This is a genomic window from Paracoccus sp. (in: a-proteobacteria) (genome assembly GCF_030538695.1).
In the GTDB taxonomy this organism is placed as follows: Bacteria; Pseudomonadota; Alphaproteobacteria; order Rhodobacterales; family Rhodobacteraceae; genus Paracoccus.
In genome coordinates, this window is the sequence record NZ_JAUNTN010000005.1 from 88,885 (window position 1) to 104,026 (window position 15,142).

Sequence of the window (15,142 nt, forward strand, 5' to 3'; positions counted from 1 at the left end):
GCGTTTCCACCGCGTAAAGGGTCGTTCACCGGGGAATTAGCACGGTTGGGTTCTTGTTGCAAATGAATCGCACTTGCAATTTGTCTGGTGGCTGCTATCCCTAGATGCAAGTGAATCGCATCTGATGGTGAAAGGGTGAGAATGTCGGTCAGGGCAGGGGTGATTGCGGGGGCAGCGGTTTGGGCGCTGACGACAGGTGCGGCGCTGGCCAGCCCGGAGCGGATGAAGGTCGTGACCACCTTTACCGTGCTGGCTGATATGGCGCAGCAGGTGGCGGGGGATGCGGCGGATGTGGTGTCCGTGACCCGCCCGGGGGCCGAGATCCACGGCTATGAACCCACGCCGCAGGATCTGGTTCGGGCGCATGGGGCCGATCTGATCCTGTGGAACGGGCTGAATCTGGAGCTGTGGTTCGAACAATTCCTGAACCGATCCGGCGATGTGCCTTCGGTGGTGCTGAGCGATGGTATCAGCCAAATCCCGATCCGCGCGGGGGCTTATGAGGGTGCGCCGAACCCTCATGCCTGGATGGGGTTGGATAATGCGCTGATCTATATTGATAACATCCGTGACGCGTTCATCGCGCAAGACCCTGAAAATGCTGTCACCTATACCACCAATGCCGCCGCTTATCAGGACCAGTTGCGGGCGGTGATCGAGCCTTTGCGCAGCCGTATTGCTGCCATCCCCGAGGATCGCCGCTGGCTGGTGACATGCGAAGGGGCCTTCAGCTATCTGGCGCGTGATTTCGGGATGCAGGAACTGTATCTGTGGCCGATTAACGCCGATCAGACCGGCACGCCGCGGCAGGTGCAGCAGGTGATCGACGGCGTGCGTCAGCATGATATTCCTGTGGTGTTTTGTGAAAGCACCGTCAACACCGCCCCGGCGCAGCAGGTCGCGCGTGAGACCGGGGCGCTTTACGGCGGTGTCCTGTATGTGGACAGCCTGTCGGCACCCGACGGGCCGGTGCCGACCTATCTGGACTTGCTGAAAACCACCGCCGAAACCATTGCCGAGGGGCTGGAACGTGGGGTGGCACGATGATCGGCGCCCCGGATGATCTGGCGGGCGGGATCGCGGCGCAGCATGTCACCGTGACCTATCGCAACGGGTTTACCGCGCTGCGCGACGCGTCTTTCGCGGTGCCGCGCGGGACGGTGACAGCACTGGTCGGGGTGAATGGCGCGGGCAAATCGACGCTGTTCAAGGCGATTATGGGTTTTGTGCCGCTGGCGCGGGGTGAGATCCGCTTGCTGGGGATGAGCGTCAAACAGGCGTTGCGCCGCAATCTGGTCGCCTATGTCCCGCAGGCAGAGGATGTGGACTGGTCCTTTCCGGTGCTGGTCGAGGATGTGGTGATGATGGGCCGCTATGGCCACATGGGCTTTTTGCGCCGCGCATCAGACCGCGACCGGCAGGCGGTGACGGATGCGCTGGCCCGCGTGAACATGCTGGATTTCCGTCACCGCCAGATTGGCGAGCTGTCCGGCGGTCAGAAAAAGCGCGTCTTTCTGGCCCGCGCGCTGGCGCAGGAAGGTCAGGTGATCCTGTTGGACGAGCCTTTCGCCGGTGTTGATGTGCAGACCGAAGATCAGATCATTGCGCTGTTGCGCGAGTTGCGCGACGAAGGCCGGGTGATGCTGGTGTCCACCCATAACCTTGGTTCGGTGCCTGAGTTCTGCGACCGCACGGTTCTGGTCAAAGGCACTGTGCTGGCCTATGGCCCGACCGAGACGACCTTTACCCGCGACAACCTGCAACGCACCTTTGGCGGCGTCCTGAGGCATTTCACCCTTGGCGGTGCTGATCTGCATGACGATGACGACGGGCGCAAGCTGCTGATCCTGACCGATGATGAGCGCCCTCTGGTCAAATACGGCAACGAAATCCGCACGCTGGAGGAGCCGCGATGAACGCCCTGCTGGAGCCGTTCAGCTATGGTTACATGACCAATGCCATGCTGGTTTCGGCGCTGGTTGGCGGTGTCTGCGCTTTTCTGTCGGCCTATCTGATGCTGAAAGGCTGGTCGCTGATCGGGGACGCATTGTCCCATTCCGTTGTTCCGGGGGTGGCGGGAGCCTATATGCTGGGCCTGCCCTTTGCGATGGGAGCGTTCATCTCGGGCGGGCTGGCGGCGGTGGCGATGCTGTTTCTGACCGGGCGTTCGGGGCTGAAAACCGATGTGATTATCGGGATTATTTTCACGTCGTTCTTTGGGCTTGGCCTGTTCATGGTGTCGCTGAACCCGGTGGCAATTTCGGTGCAGACCATCACCATGGGCAATATTTTGGCCATCACCCCCGAGGACACCGCGCAGCTTGTCATTATCGGGCTGGTCTCGCTGGCCGTGCTGGCGCTGAAATGGAAAGACCTGCTGGTGGTGTTCTTTGACGAAAGCCATGCGCGGTCCATAGGTTTGCGTCCGGGGCTGCTGAAAGTCGTGTTTTTCACCTTGCTGTCGGCCTGTGTCGTGGCGGCGATGCAGACGGTCGGCGCGTTTCTGGTGGTGGCGATGGTGGTCACGCCGGGGGCAACCGCCTATCTGCTGTGCGACCGCTTTCCGCGGCTGATCCTGACCTCGGTTGCGATCGGGGCAGGGACCAGCTTTGCCGGGGCCTATATCAGCTATTTTCTGGACGGGGCGACCGGCGGTGTGATCGTGCTGTTGCAAGTGCTGATCTTTCTGGCGGTATTTGTTCTGGCGCCGAAATACGGGCTGCTGGCCGCCCGCCGCCGCGCCATGTCGGGGGGCTGAGGATGGAGGCGCTGACTCTGCCGTTTCAGTTCGGCTTTATGCAGAATGCATTTCTGATTGCGGTGATCGTATCTGTTCCTACGGCGCTGTTGTCTTGCTTTCTGGTGGTCAAAGGCTGGGCGCTGATGGGTGATGCTGTCAGCCATGCGGTGCTGCCGGGGATCATTCTGGCCTATGTGCTTGGTGTGCCGCTGATCCTTGGAGCCTTTGGCGCGGGGATGGTCACGGCGCTGGCGACCGGCTGGCTGACCGAGAACAGCCGCGTCAAGCAGGACACGATCATGGGCGTGGTGTTTTCCGGCATGTTCGCGCTGGGGATCGTGATCTATGTCGGGCTGGATACGAATGTGCATCTGGATCACATCCTGTTCGGCAATATGCTGGGAGTTGGCGCGGATGATCTGTGGACGGCGGGGCTGATTGCACTGTTTGTGACCGCAGCCCTGCTGCTGAAATGGCGCGACCTGATGCTTCACGCCTTTGATCCCGCGCAGGCGTGGGCCTCGGGTCTGCCGGTGGGGCTGCTGCACTATGGCTTGTTAACCATTCTGTCGCTGACCATTGTGGCCACGCTGTCGGCAACCGGGCTGATTCTGGCCGTCGGCCTGCTGATCGCACCCGGAGCGATTGCCTTTCTGCTGGTGCGCCGCTTTGGCGCGATGCTGACGGTTGCGGTGGCGGTCTGCATGGGGTCGATGCTGGCCGGTGTCTGGCTGAGCTTTTACCTTGACAGTGCACCCGCGCCGACCATCATCCTGATCCTGACCGGGCTGTTCATTCTGACGCTGGCCCGCCGCATCTGGCTGACCCGTCAGGCGTGACGTTGCGTCCTGATGGACAGGGGGCCTGATGCGGGCTGCAATCTCCGAAAGCAGTCCGGGGAGGGGACGATGGGGGATGAAACCGATGTCGTGATTATCGGCGCAGGTCTGGCCGGTCTGGTGGCCGCCTGCGAGGCGGTGCAGCGCGGGCGGCGGGTGATCCTGCTGGATCAGGAAAATCGCGCCAATCTGGGCGGGCAGGCGTTCTGGTCGCTGGGCGGGCTATTCATGGTCAATACGCCGGAACAGTGCCGGATGCGGATTCGGGACAGTCTGGAACTGGCGCGGACCGACTGGCTTGGTTCGGCAGGGTTTGACCGGGCCGAAGACCACTGGCCCCGGCTGTGGGCCGAAGCCTATCTGGATTTTGCCGCCGGAGAGATGCGGCCATGGCTGCACGGCCTCGGGATGCGCTGGTTCCCTGTGGTCGGCTGGGCCGAGCGCGGCGGCAGCCTTGCGCATCAGCATGGTAATGCGGTGCCGCGCTTTCATGTGACCTGGGGGACCGGGCCGGGGGTGCTGGCGCCCTTTATCCGCCAGATTGAGCAGGCCGAAGCCGAGGGGCGCATCGCCCTGCGCTTTCGCCACCGTGTCACGGCGCTGACAGGCGGGGCGGGGGGCATCACCGGCGTTCAGGGTGAGGTTCTGGCCGATGATCCGGCCGAACGCGGCCAGCCCTCGAACCGGCAGGTGATCCGCGATTTTGCCATCCGCGCCGGGGCGGTGATCGTGGCCAGCGGCGGCATTGGCGGGAATGAGGCCCTCGTGCGGCAGAACTGGCCTGCGGCGCGGCTTGGCCCGGCACCGGAGAGCATGGTTTGCGGGGTGCCGGCCCATGTGGACGGGCTGATGATCGGTCATGCGCAGGCCGCAGGCGCGCGGGTCATCAACAATGACCGGATGTGGCATTACACCGAAGGCATCCGCAACTGGAACCCGATCTGGCCGAACCACGGCATCCGTATCCTGCCGGGGCCGTCCTCGATGTGGTTCGACGCCGATGGAAGCCGCCTGCCAGCGCCCTGCCTGCCGGGCTTTGACAGCCTGTCCACGTTGCGCCACCTGTGCCAGAACCGTCAGCCGTATTCGTGGTTCATCACCACGCAAAAGATCATCAAGAAAGAGTTTGCCCTGTCCGGGTCTGAACAAAACCCGGATATGACTGGCAAGAACATCGGTCTGCTGCTGCGCAGCCGTCTGGGTCGCGCCGCGCCGCCCCCGGTCGAGGCGTTCAAGACCCATGGCGAAGATTTTGTCGTCGCTGACCGGCTGGATGATCTGGTTGCGGGCATGAACCGCATTGGCGATCGGGCGCTGTCAGCGGGCCATCTGCGGGGGCAGATCGAGGCCCGTGATGCGGCGCTGAACAACCCGTTTTCCAAAGATGCGCAGATCATCGCCATCCGGCAGGCGCGTGCCTATCTTGGCGACCGCTTCATGCGCACCGCTCGTCCGCATCCTATCCTCGACCCGAAATCCGGCCCGCTGATTGCGGTGCGCCTGCATGTGCTGACCCGCAAAACGCTGGGCGGGCTGGAAACCGACCTGAGTGGGCAGGCGTTGGATGGGGCGGGCCGTGCCATTCCCGGCCTGTTTGCCTGCGGCGAGGCGGCGGGCTTTGGCGGCGGTGGCTATCACGGCTATAATGCGCTGGAAGGGACATTCCTTGGTGGCTGCATCTTTTCTGGCCGTGCCGCCGGGCGTGCGGCACTGGCCTAGGCCAGCAGCAACAGCCAACCGACCCCGACGACGATCAGCCCCATACCCGCCAATTGCTGCGGGCTGATCCGCTGATGAAACATGCGGCCAGAGATGATCCATGCAAAAACCACCTCGATCAGCGCCAGCGTGCGCACATTTGCCGCCGAGGTCAGTGCGAAACCCACAAACCAGGACTGGCTGGCCAAAGCGCCTAAAAAGCCTGCGCCAAGCGATTCGCGCCATGCTGCGATAATGCCGCGCAAGGCGGCGCGGTCGGTCAGCATCAGCCAGACTGCCGTCAACGCTGCCTGAAAGGCCAAAGAAATCGACAGGATCAGCGTCGCGCGAGCGATGAAATGACCGTCAGGCAGGGCCAGAATCGCGCCGCGAAAGCCGATTGCGGACAGGCCGAACAGCCCGCCCGCGAAAATCGCAGTCGCAACCGGGACCAAGGTGCTGCGCAGCAAATCAAGGCCAGAGGTCACAAGAACCCCCAGCGTGGCGAGACAGATTGCCGCCATACGGCCCGCGCCCAGGGGTTCGGACAGAATCAAGGCACCGGCCAGCGCCAATATCACCGGCTCGGTTTTGATAAGGGCGGTGGCGACGGCAAAGCCCTTCTGCCGCATCGCCACCAGCATGATGGCGGTGGCGGCCATTTGCGCCAACGCCCCGAGGGCAGCAAAGCCAAGCGACAGGCCGGTCAACCTGGGCAGTGGCATCGTCAGCCCGACCAGCGCCAGAAACAGCAGCGCAAAAGGCAGGCCGAACAGAAACCGCACCCCGGTTGCGCCCATGGTGCCAAGCCGCGTCACCAGCCCTGATTGCGCGGCATTGCGCCCGGTTTGTGCCGCCGCCGCGATCAGAGTGGCGGCGATCCAGAGCATCAGGCGGTGCGCACCGTTTCGATCATCAGGGCGACGTTATCGGGGTTGGCGTCGGGGGTAATTCCGTGACCAAGGTTGAAAATATGCGGCCCCTTGCGGAACGTGTTCACGATGCGCCAGGTCTCATCGACCAGCGCCTGCCCGCCCGTGACCATATGCCGCGGGTCCAGATTGCCCTGAACGCAGCCATCCACCTGCACATTCGTGGCGGCCCATTCGGCGCTGACAGAATTGTCCAGCGCCACGCAATCCGCCCCGGTCGCCTTGGCGAAGCCGATGTAATGATCCCCCGCCTCGCGCGGGAAGGCGATGACCGGAATGCCGGGGTGGCGCGCCTTCAGCGCCACAATGATCTGCTGGGCTGGTTTCAACGCGAAGTCTTTGAAATCCTGACCTTTAAGGCTGCCGGCCCATGAATCGAACAGCTTGACAACCTCGGCCCCGGCCTCGATTTGTGCGGAAAGATAAGCGATGGTGGCATCCGTGATCCGGTCGATCAGCGCCGTGAAGGCCGCGCGATCCTGCGCAATCATCGCATGGGCCGGACCCTGATCCTTGGTGCCGCGCCCCGCAACCATATAGGTCGCAACTGTCCAGGGTGCCCCCGCAAAGCCGATCAGCGTGGTTTCGCGTGGCAATTCGCGCGACAAAATCCGCACGGTTTCATAGACTGGGGCCAGCTTTTCATGGATGGCATCAGCCGGTTTCAGCCCAGCCACTTGTTCCGCCGTGGTCACGGTGGACAGGCGCGGACCTTCGCCGGTGACGAACCATAAATCCAGCCCAAGTGCCTGCGGGATAAGCAGAATGTCAGCGAAAAGAATAGCGGCATCAAAGCCATAGCGCCGGATGGGTTGCAGCGTCACCTCGGCCGCGAGGTCAGGCGTATAACACAGCGACAGAAAGTCCCCCGCCTGCGCCCGCGTGGCGCGATATTCCGGCAGGTAACGGCCCGCTTGCCGCATCATCCAGATCGGCGGCGTGGGCAGGGTTTCGCCCGCAAGGGCGCGCAGGATCGTCTTGGTCATCGGGGTCTCCTTCACCACCCCCTTCCACGCTGCAACGGGGCGGTTGTCAAGCCGCAGGGGCGCGACTATGGATGCGCTATGAGCGTATTTCCTGACCCCTCCCGCCCGTTGAAGATTGGCACCCGCGGTTCCGCGCTGGCGCTGGCGCAGGCCCATGAGACCCGTGACCGGCTGATGGCGGCGCATGACCTGCCGGCTGATGCCTTTGAAATCGTGGTTATCAAAACCACCGGCGACCGGATTCTGGACCGCCCGCTGAAAGAGATCGGCGGCAAGGGTCTGTTCACCCGTGAGATCGAAGCCGCGCTGCTGGCGGGCGAGATCGACATTGCGGTGCATTCGATGAAGGACATGCCGGTGATCCAGCCGGATGGGCTGGTGATCGACTGCTATCTGCCGCGTGAGGATGTGCGGGACGCTTTTGTCAGCCCGCATTTCGCGGGAATTGCCGATCTGCCGCAAGGCGCGGTGGTCGGTTCCTCCAGCCTGCGCCGCCGGGCGCAACTGGCATTCAAGCGCCCGGATCTGAAACTGGTCGAGTTTCGCGGCAACGTCCAGACCCGGCTGCAAAAGCTGGCCGATGGCGTGGCGCAGGCGACGTTTCTGGCTATGGCCGGACTGTCGCGGCTTGGCATGGATGAGATCGCCCAAAACCCGGTGGCTGTCGAGGATATGCTGCCCGCCGTGGCGCAAGGCGCGATTGGGGTCGAACGTCGCGCGGCAGATGAGGTCAGCGCCGCCCTGCTGGCTGCAATCAGCCACCTGCCCACCACGCAGCGGGTCGAGGCTGAGCGCGCCTATCTGCGGCGTCTGGATGGCTCGTGTGAAACCCCCATCGCCGGGCTGGCGGTGCTGGAGGGGGACAGCCTGTTCCTGCGTGGCGAAATCCTGCGTCCTGATGGCAGCGACCGTATCGCGGGCGAGCGGCGCGGCGCGATCGCAGATGGCCCGGCCATGGGAGAAAGCCTTGCCGAAGAGTTGTTGGCGCAGGCGCCAAAAGACTTCTTTGACTGGCGTGGTTAACGCATCCGCACATCTGGTTAAGTATTGTAAAAGCCCCGGTCGTAAGGTCCGGGGCTTTGTCATATCAATAGCTGCGGATCAGGCCGACAAGACGGCCCTGAACCTGCACCTTATTGTCAGGCAGGATGCGGGTTTCATAGGCGGGGTTCGCGGCTTCCAGTGCGATCATTGCACCTTTGCGGCGATAGCGTTTCAAAGTCGCCTCATGCCCCTCGACCAGCGCAACGACAATATCGCCGTTTTGGGCGCTGTCACATTCGCGGATCACCACGATGTCGCCATCGTTGATCCCCGCCTCGATCATCGAATCGCCGCGAACCTCCAGCGCGTAATGCTGATCCTGTTGGGTCAGCATGGTGCCGGGAACGGCGATGTGGTGCGAAATCTCTGAAATGGCCTCTATCGGGACGCCAGCGGCAATCCGGCCCATGACCGGCAGTTCAACCGCCGCGCCGACCGTGACCGGCATCGCGCCCCGTGGCATCGGCGGGGTGTCGCGCTTGTCGCCGTCAATCACCCGAGCCTCAAAGCCGGGTTTTGCCAGCGCATCCGGCAGGCGAATAATCTCAAGCGCCCGCGCACGATGGGGCAGGCGGCGAATAAAACCGCGTTCTTCGAGGGCTGTGACCAGGCGATGGATCCCGGATTTCGACCGCAAATCAAGCGCCAGTTTCATTTCGTCAAAAGATGGCGGAACGCCATCCTGCGCCATGCGCTTTTGAATAAACTCAAGAAGCTGGATCTGTTTTTTCGTCAGCATTGCTTGCACCCCGCCGTGTTCGATTTATGTTCTAAACGAGCCAGAACATTCCGTCAACGAAAGAAGCATATTCTGGTAAACAAACCGTTAAACCGAAGCCCACAGCGGCAAATATTCCATCACCTCGCCGGCCTTGCGCGCCGGGTCGTTTGCAGCACGGATCAGCAGCGCGTTGGCTTGGGACAACGTGCTGAGACCGGCGGAATCCTGATTGTCGAAAGGGGTGATTTGCGGCAGGTCCGGCCCATCTGACAGGGCGGCGCGCAGGTAGTGTTGGCGCGGCCCTTCGGGGCGCAGATCGCAGGCCAGCCGGGCGCGGCCAAGGTGGGGCGGGGTGGTCAACCCTTGCATGGCGCGAATCAGAGGTTGCATAAAGATAAGCGCACAGACGATTGATGACACAGGGTTTCCCGGCAGGCCCAGCATGGCTGAATCCGCCAGTTTTCCGGCCATCAGCGGTTTGCCAGGACGCATGGCTATTTTGTAGAAGCTGCGCTCCAGCCCCATCTCTGCGGTCACATCGCCCACCAGATCGTGATCTCCGACCGAGGCCCCGCCGATCGTCACCAGCAGGTCGGATTGCGCCCCTCGTGTCAGCTTTTCGCGCAGGTCGTCGGCGTCGTCGCGGGCGATGCCAAGAAGGTTAACCTCGGCCCCTGCCTGTTCGGCCAGCGCCGCGATGGCCAGATCGTTCGAGCAGATGATCTGCCCCGGTCCGGGCGGTGTGCCGGGCGGCACCAGCTCATCTCCGGTCGCCAGAATAGCCACGCGCGGGCGGCGGGCGACGGTGATGTTCGGGACATTCATCGCCGCCAGCAGGGCGAGGTCTCCGGCGGTGAGCTGGCGACCGGGTGCGAGAGTGGTTTCAGTTGAAAAATCAGCGCCTTTTGGGCGAATGTTCATATTTTTAGAGGGCGTATTGATCCGCAGCAGATCGCCGTCGCGCGTGCAGTTTTCCTGCATGGCCACGCAGTCATATCCGGCAGGGACTGGCGCGCCGGTAAAGATGCGAATGGCGGTGCCGGGGCGGGCTTCGCCTTGCCAGGGATGGCCGGCCGCAGCTTCCCCGATAATGGTTAACGGCCCCGGCGCATCGGTCAATCGCAGCGCGTAGCCATCCATTGCCGCGGCGTCAAAGGGCGGCTGAGTCATGCGCGATTGCGCGGGTTCCAGCAGCACCCGGCCAAGTGCGTCGCGCAGCGGCACGGTTTCCGGCGCAGGCGGGGCGGCGAGCGCCAGAACCTTGGTCAGAGCTTCCGTTACCGAAATCATGCGTCAGCCTCATAATCGCCGGATTTGCCGCCGGTCTTGCGCAGCAGGCGGATGCCTTCGATCCGCATGGATTTTTCGGCAGCTTTCAGCATGTCATAGACGGTCAGCGCGGCGACGCTGGCGGCGGTCAGGGCCTCCATCTCGACGCCGGTTTGTCCGGTGGTGCGGACGGTTGCCTCGATGCGGATGCCGGGCAGGGTGTCATCGGGGGTCAGATCCACCGCCACGCGGGAAATCGGCAGCGGATGGCAAAGCGGGATCAGATCGGCCGTGCGCTTGGCGGCAATGATTCCGGCCAGCCGGGCGGTGCCCATCACGTCGCCCTTTTTCGCGCCGCCACGGGCCAGCGCCAGCGTTTCGGGGGTCATCAGGACCAATGCTTGTGCGGTGGCCTCGCGTGTTGTGGTGGGTTTGTCGGACACGTCCACCATATGCGCATGGCCCTGCGCGTCAAAATGCGTGAGACTCATGACTTTCCTAATATCTCCAGCGTGGCAGAGGTCACGTCATCCTGTCGCATCAGGCTTTCCCCGATCAGGAAGCGGCGGCTGCCGACCTGTGCCATGGCCTGCAAATCGGCATGGGTGAACAGTCCGCTTTCGCAGACAAGCTGGCGATCGGCGGGAATGTGGGGGGCAAGCTGGCGGGTGGTGTCCAGCGTGACGTCAAAGGTTTTCAGATTGCGGTTGTTCACCCCGATCAGCGGTGATTTCAACCGCAGGGCGCGGTCGAGTTCGGCGCGGTCATGGACCTCGATCAGCGCATCCATCCCCCAATGCAGGGCGGCGTCCTCAAGCTCGGTGGCCAGCGCATCATCGACGCTGGCCATGATAATCAGGATACAATCGGCACCCCACGCGCGGGCTTCAGCGACCTGATAGGTGTCGTAAAGGAAGTCCTTGCGCAAGGCGGGCAGGGTGCAGGCGGCGCGGGCAGCGGTCAGATAGGCGGCCGCGCCCTGAAAGGACGGGCCGTCCGTCAGCACCGACAGGCAGGCCGCCCCCCCGGCCTGATAGGCGCGGGCCAGCATGGGTGGGTCAAAGTCCGGTCGGATCAACCCCTTGGAAGGGCTGGCTTTCTTGACCTCGGCAATCAGGGCGAAGCCATCTGTGGCGGCGCGGTCCAGTGCCTTGGCAAAGCCGCGCGGGGCGTCTGCGGCGCGGGCCTCGGCCTCGACCCCGGCCAGCGGGCGGGCGGTTTTGGCGGCGGCGATTTCGTCCAGCTTATAGGCTTTGATACGGTCCAGAATGTGCATGTTAAACCTCTGCCGGGCCGGTGATGGCGGCCAGGGCCGCAAGTTTGGCGGCGGCCTGACCCGAATCAATGGATTGCGCCGCCAATGCCGCGCCGTCGCGCAGATCATGGGCGCGGCCCGCGATCAGCAGCGCAGCCCCGGCGTTCAGCAACACGGCGTCACGATAGGCGCCTTGTTTCCCTGCCAGCAAGGCACGCAGGGCGGCAGCGTTATGGGCGGGGTCGCCGCCGATCAGCCGCTCGAACGGGTGAACCGGCAGGCCCGCATCCGAGGGGCTGACGGTGAATTCGGTGATGGTGCCGTCTTTCAGCGCGACCACATGGCTGTCGCCGGCGATCGACAATTCGTCGGTGCCATCGCTGCCATGCACCAGCCAGGCGGCTTCAGTTCCCAATTCGCGCAGGGTTTCTGCCATTGGCCGCAGCCAGTCCGAGGAAAACGCCCCGGTCAACTGCCGCCGCACGCCGCCGGGATTGGTCAGCGGGCCAAGCAGGTTAAAGATCGTCCGTGTCCCCAGTTCTGCCCGTGCAGGGCCGACATGACGCATCGCGGGGTGGTGCATGGGGGCCATCATAAAGCAGATCCCGGCCTTACGGGCGGCCCGCTCGGCCACCTCGGGCGGCACCATGGTGTTGATGCCCAGATGTGCAATCGCATCGGCGCTGCCGGATTTCGATGACAGGTTGCGGTTGCCATGCTTGGCCACCGGCACACCCGCACCTGCCACCACAAAGGCCGCAGCGGTCGAGATGTTCAGCGTGCCTTTGCCGTCGCCGCCGGTGCCAACGATGTCCATGGCCCCATCCGGCACGGTGATGCGATGCATCCGGTCGCGCATGGCGCGGGCGGCAGCGGCGATTTCCTGCACGGTCTCGCCCCGCACCCGCAGCGCCATCAGCAGCCCGCCGATCTGTGCCGGGGTGGCGGCACCGTCGAACAGGGCGGCAAAAGCGTCGGCGGCTTCGGATTCGGTCAGCGGGCGGGTGGCGGCAATGCCGATCAGCGGGCGGATGTCGGTCATGCGGCAGTCTCTTTCTGATCGGGGCGGCAGCGGCGCAGGAAGCTCTGGATCATCGCGTGACCATGTTCCGAGGCGATGGATTCGGGGTGAAATTGTACGCCCTCGATGGGCAGGTCATTGTGCATCACCCCCATGATGGTGCCGTCATCGCTGCGGGCGGTGACGGTCAGCACATTGGGCAGGCTGTCGGGCGCGATGGTCAGCGAGTGATAGCGCGTTGCGGTCAGCGGTGAGGGCAGCCCGGCAAAGACGCCTTGTCCGTCGTGATACATGGCGTCGGTCTTGCCGTGCATGATCCGGTCAGCCCGCACGATCCGGCCACCGAATGCCTGTCCGATGGCCTGATGCCCAAGGCAGACGCCGAACAGCGGGATACGTTCCTTTGCTGCCGCGGCGATCAGCTCGAGGCAGATCCCGGCGCGGTCAGGGTCGCAGGGGCCGGGCGAAATCACGATGCCATCGGGCCGCAGGGCCAGCGCCTGCTCCACTGTCAGCGCGTCATTGCGGTGGACCTGCACATCCGCACCCGCTTCGCCAAGGTAATGCACGAGGTTCCAGGTGAAGCTGTCGTAATTGTCGATAAGCAGGATCATGTCGGGCCGCAAAGTTAGGGGGTGAACCCCGTGAGTTGTCAGCATATAGATGTGACAAAGCGCGACCGGGGGCAAGCCCGGCGCGGCAGGAAGATGCGGAGAAACAGGCAGAATGGCGACCGGATTCGGCAAGGGTTGGCTGCACGGGATGCTGCTTGGTGGCGCGGGGCTGGTGGTTTTGTCGCTGGCGATGCCGCTGCCCGAAGGGGCTGTGGGTGACGCGACCGTGGGGCTGGCCCCGGCGCTGGATGTGCCTGCCGGGTCGCAATTCGCGCGGGGCGAGGATATGGCCCCTGTCGCTCCCGCCGTATCTGAGGGGCCGCAGGCCAATGCCGGTGCCGTGCCGGTGATTGCCGCCCCTTCTGAGGCGATGCCTCTGCCTTCTGTGGTCAGCGATACCCCCACCCGGCCCGATCCGGCGGGGGATGCCCCTGTGGCGTTGCCGCAGCAGGCGGAGCTTCCTGAGGCGCCGGCGGTTGCGGTGCAGGTTGCCGATGATCCTGTCCCGGCGCTGCTGCCGCCTGAATTGCGCGTGGACGGTATCAGCCGCATTATCGAGCCGCCGCTGATACCCTATGCGTTGCCCGAAGCCCCTGACAGCGTGGCCGTTTCCGCTGAGGGGATGGCGACAACCAATCCGTCGCTGACCGCAGCGCAGGCGGATATGCCCGTTGAGGTGGAAACCGAAACGGACACCGAAGCCGCATCGCTGCCCGAACCTGTATCGTCGCCCACCGCCTTTGATCCCTCGACCCTGCCTGATCTGCGCGAGCTGATGCAGGGCCTCTGAACCGGAAACCTTATGACTTTGCCTCTGAACCCCGCCCTTGCCGCCACCTTTCGCCCACCGGTGATGGAGGCCCGCCGCTGGCTTGACGGTGTGACATTCCTGCCCGAACGCCCGCTGATTAACGTCAGTCAGGCCGCCCCGGTCGATCCGCCGCCCGAAGGGCTGCGGCAGGCCATGGCCGATGCGGCGTTGCACCGGGCAGAGGCGCATCTTTACGGGCCGGTTCTGGGTAATGCCGATCTACGCGCACAGGTGGCGGCGGATTGGTCCCGCGCTTATGGCGGCAGTCTGCGCCCCGAACAGGTGGCGATCACGCAGGGCTGCAATCAGGCGTTTTGTGCGGCCATGGCGACGCTGGCCGGCGCCGGGGATGAGGTGATTATCCCGGTGCCGTGGTATTTCAACCATAAGATGTGGCTGGATATGGCGGGCGTGACCGCGGTTCCGTTGCATTGTGGTCCCGATATGCTGCCTGATGTGGCGGCGGCTGCGGCATTGGTCAGCGACCGGACCCGTGCCATCGTGCTGGTCAGCCCGAACAATCCTTCGGGTGCGGAATATCCGGCGGCGCTGCTGGCGGCTTTCCGTGACCTCTGCCGGGCGCGTGGACTGGCGCTGGTGGTCGATGAGACCTACCGCGATTTTGACAGCCGCGCGGGCGCACCGCATGACCTGTTCCTGGACCCCGATTGGGGCGATGTGCTGATCCAGCTTTATTCCTTTTCCAAAGCCTATCGTCTGACCGGCCACCGCGTCGGCGCGGTTGTCGCCAGCGAGGCGCGGCTGATTGAGGTCGAAAAGTTTCTGGATACGGTGGCGATTTCGACCTCGCAGCTTGGGCAGATCGGCGCGGTTTGGGGGATGCAGAACCTGCAAGACTGGCTGGCCGGTGAACGGGCGGAAATCCTTGCCCGCCGCGATGCGATGACCCGCGCCATGGCGCGCTTGCCGGGCTGGCGGCTGAAGGGCTGCGGTGCCTATTTCGCCTGGGTCGAGCATCCCTATGCGGAAGCCTCGCCCGATCTGTGCCGTCGTCTGGTGCGCGAGGCGGGGGTGCTGGCGCTGCCCGGCACCATGTTCATGCCCGAAGGCGATCCCGAGGGCGCACGCCATCTGCGCATCGCTTTTGCCAATGTCGATCCGGCGGGAATTGCGGAACTGTCGGCGCGGCTGGCCCAATTCCCCGGCGGGCGGGTTGCGGCAGCGGGCGGCGCGGCCTAGAAGATCGAAACG

Annotated in this window: 16 protein-coding genes; 8 read left to right on the top strand and 8 right to left on the bottom strand. The window is 63.9% G+C overall.

Going from position 1 to position 15,142, the window contains the following annotated elements; genetic code table 11:
* Positions 1-141 precede the first annotated feature (141 nt).
* From Q4G24_RS03940 to Q4G24_RS03960, 5 genes are all read left to right on the top strand, one after another.
* Positions 142-1,047, top strand: coding sequence for a metal ABC transporter substrate-binding protein (locus Q4G24_RS03940; protein ID WP_303365202.1), 906 nt, complete (start codon positions 142-144; stop codon positions 1,045-1,047).
* Positions 1,044-1,916, top strand: coding sequence for a manganese/iron ABC transporter ATP-binding protein (locus Q4G24_RS03945; RefSeq protein ID WP_303365203.1), 873 nt, complete (start codon positions 1,044-1,046; stop codon positions 1,914-1,916). The genes Q4G24_RS03940 and Q4G24_RS03945 overlap by 4 nt, the downstream gene beginning before the upstream one ends.
* Positions 1,913-2,758, top strand: a complete 846-nt coding sequence (locus tag Q4G24_RS03950; protein WP_303365204.1) for a metal ABC transporter permease — start codon at positions 1,913-1,915, stop codon at positions 2,756-2,758. Before Q4G24_RS03945 ends, Q4G24_RS03950 begins: the two co-directional genes overlap by 4 nt.
* A gap of 2 nt (positions 2,759-2,760) precedes the next feature.
* Positions 2,761-3,579 carry a metal ABC transporter permease gene (locus Q4G24_RS03955; protein WP_303365205.1) on the top strand — a complete coding sequence of 273 codons (819 nt, stop codon included), beginning with the start codon at positions 2,761-2,763 and terminating at the stop codon, positions 3,577-3,579.
* Positions 3,580-3,648: 69 nt separating this feature from the next.
* Entirely contained in the window at positions 3,649-5,298 is a 1,650-nt protein-coding gene (locus tag Q4G24_RS03960) for an FAD-binding dehydrogenase (RefSeq protein ID WP_303365206.1), read from the top strand.
* Here Q4G24_RS03960 and Q4G24_RS03965 read toward each other — a convergent pair.
* The gene (locus Q4G24_RS03965; protein ID WP_303365207.1) at positions 5,295-6,167 is read right to left on the bottom strand and encodes a DMT family transporter; all 873 of its coding nucleotides are present in this window, start codon (positions 6,165-6,167) and stop codon (positions 5,295-5,297) included. The two genes, Q4G24_RS03960 and Q4G24_RS03965, sit on opposite strands and share 4 nt — an antisense overlap.
* The gene (hemE, locus tag Q4G24_RS03970) at positions 6,167-7,195 is read right to left on the bottom strand and encodes a uroporphyrinogen decarboxylase (RefSeq protein ID WP_303365208.1); all 1,029 of its coding nucleotides are present in this window, start codon (positions 7,193-7,195) and stop codon (positions 6,167-6,169) included. Before hemE ends, Q4G24_RS03965 begins: the two co-directional genes overlap by 1 nt.
* A 78-nt stretch (positions 7,196-7,273) precedes the next feature.
* Here hemE and hemC point away from each other — a divergent pair, with 78 nt between their 5' ends.
* On the top strand, positions 7,274-8,218 hold the full coding sequence (gene hemC, locus Q4G24_RS03975) for a hydroxymethylbilane synthase (protein ID WP_303365209.1): 945 nt from the start codon (positions 7,274-7,276) through the stop codon (positions 8,216-8,218).
* Between the two features lie 64 nt (positions 8,219-8,282).
* Here hemC and lexA read toward each other — a convergent pair whose 3' ends face one another.
* From lexA to Q4G24_RS04005, 6 genes are all read right to left on the bottom strand, one after another.
* Complete coding sequence (lexA, locus tag Q4G24_RS03980) at positions 8,283-8,978, bottom strand: transcriptional repressor LexA (protein ID WP_303365210.1); 696 nt, start codon at positions 8,976-8,978, stop codon at positions 8,283-8,285.
* An 87-nt stretch (positions 8,979-9,065) separates the two neighbouring features.
* Positions 9,066-10,250 carry a gephyrin-like molybdotransferase Glp gene (glp, locus tag Q4G24_RS03985; RefSeq protein ID WP_303365211.1) on the bottom strand — a complete coding sequence of 395 codons (1,185 nt, stop codon included), beginning with the start codon at positions 10,248-10,250 and terminating at the stop codon, positions 9,066-9,068.
* Complete coding sequence (gene moaC / locus Q4G24_RS03990; RefSeq protein WP_303365212.1) at positions 10,247-10,720, bottom strand: cyclic pyranopterin monophosphate synthase MoaC; 474 nt, start codon at positions 10,718-10,720, stop codon at positions 10,247-10,249. The genes glp and moaC overlap by 4 nt, the downstream gene beginning before the upstream one ends.
* Complete coding sequence (gene trpC / locus Q4G24_RS03995) at positions 10,717-11,505, bottom strand: indole-3-glycerol phosphate synthase TrpC (RefSeq protein WP_303365213.1); 789 nt, start codon at positions 11,503-11,505, stop codon at positions 10,717-10,719. Before trpC ends, moaC begins: the two co-directional genes overlap by 4 nt.
* A gap of 1 nt (position 11,506) precedes the next feature.
* On the bottom strand, positions 11,507-12,526 hold the full coding sequence (gene trpD / locus Q4G24_RS04000) for an anthranilate phosphoribosyltransferase (protein ID WP_303365214.1): 1,020 nt from the start codon (positions 12,524-12,526) through the stop codon (positions 11,507-11,509).
* Positions 12,523-13,119, bottom strand: a complete 597-nt coding sequence (locus tag Q4G24_RS04005; protein WP_303365215.1) for an aminodeoxychorismate/anthranilate synthase component II — start codon at positions 13,117-13,119, stop codon at positions 12,523-12,525. Before Q4G24_RS04005 ends, trpD begins: the two co-directional genes overlap by 4 nt.
* A gap of 112 nt (positions 13,120-13,231) precedes the next feature.
* Here Q4G24_RS04005 and Q4G24_RS04010 point away from each other — a divergent pair, with 112 nt between their 5' ends.
* Together Q4G24_RS04010 and Q4G24_RS04015 are read left to right on the top strand one after the other, a co-directional pair.
* Positions 13,232-13,909 carry a hypothetical protein gene (locus Q4G24_RS04010; protein ID WP_303365216.1) on the top strand — a complete coding sequence of 226 codons (678 nt, stop codon included), beginning with the start codon at positions 13,232-13,234 and terminating at the stop codon, positions 13,907-13,909.
* A 12-nt stretch (positions 13,910-13,921) separates the two neighbouring features.
* The gene (locus tag Q4G24_RS04015) at positions 13,922-15,130 is read left to right on the top strand and encodes an aminotransferase (protein ID WP_303365217.1); all 1,209 of its coding nucleotides are present in this window, start codon (positions 13,922-13,924) and stop codon (positions 15,128-15,130) included.
* Positions 15,131-15,142 lie beyond the last annotated feature (12 nt).

Excerpts from the sequence above, each read along its gene's own strand:
- Q4G24_RS04010 (WP_303365216.1), top strand. The coding sequence starts at position 13,232 with ATGGCGACCGGATTCGGCAAGGGTTGGCTGCACGGGATGCTGCTTGGT.
- Q4G24_RS03950 (WP_303365204.1), top strand. The coding sequence starts at position 1,913 with ATGAACGCCCTGCTGGAGCCGTTCAGCTATGGTTACATGACCAATGCC.
- hemE (WP_303365208.1), bottom strand. The coding sequence starts at position 7,195 with ATGACCAAGACGATCCTGCGCGCCCTTGCGGGCGAAACCCTGCCCACG.
- glp (WP_303365211.1), bottom strand. The coding sequence starts at position 10,250 with ATGATTTCGGTAACGGAAGCTCTGACCAAGGTTCTGGCGCTCGCCGCC.
- lexA (WP_303365210.1), bottom strand. The coding sequence starts at position 8,978 with ATGCTGACGAAAAAACAGATCCAGCTTCTTGAGTTTATTCAAAAGCGC.
- moaC (WP_303365212.1), bottom strand. The coding sequence starts at position 10,720 with ATGAGTCTCACGCATTTTGACGCGCAGGGCCATGCGCATATGGTGGAC.
- Q4G24_RS04005 (WP_303365215.1), bottom strand. The coding sequence starts at position 13,119 with ATGATCCTGCTTATCGACAATTACGACAGCTTCACCTGGAACCTCGTG.
- trpD (WP_303365214.1), bottom strand. The coding sequence starts at position 12,526 with ATGACCGACATCCGCCCGCTGATCGGCATTGCCGCCACCCGCCCGCTG.
- trpC (WP_303365213.1), bottom strand. The coding sequence starts at position 11,505 with ATGCACATTCTGGACCGTATCAAAGCCTATAAGCTGGACGAAATCGCC.
- Q4G24_RS03940 (WP_303365202.1), top strand. The coding sequence starts at position 142 with ATGTCGGTCAGGGCAGGGGTGATTGCGGGGGCAGCGGTTTGGGCGCTG.
- Q4G24_RS03955 (WP_303365205.1), top strand. The coding sequence starts at position 2,761 with ATGGAGGCGCTGACTCTGCCGTTTCAGTTCGGCTTTATGCAGAATGCA.
- hemC (WP_303365209.1), top strand. The coding sequence starts at position 7,274 with ATGAGCGTATTTCCTGACCCCTCCCGCCCGTTGAAGATTGGCACCCGC.
- Q4G24_RS03965 (WP_303365207.1), bottom strand. The coding sequence starts at position 6,167 with ATGCTCTGGATCGCCGCCACTCTGATCGCGGCGGCGGCACAAACCGGG.
- Q4G24_RS04015 (WP_303365217.1), top strand. The coding sequence starts at position 13,922 with ATGACTTTGCCTCTGAACCCCGCCCTTGCCGCCACCTTTCGCCCACCG.
- Q4G24_RS03945 (WP_303365203.1), top strand. The coding sequence starts at position 1,044 with ATGATCGGCGCCCCGGATGATCTGGCGGGCGGGATCGCGGCGCAGCAT.
- Q4G24_RS03960 (WP_303365206.1), top strand. The coding sequence starts at position 3,649 with ATGGGGGATGAAACCGATGTCGTGATTATCGGCGCAGGTCTGGCCGGT.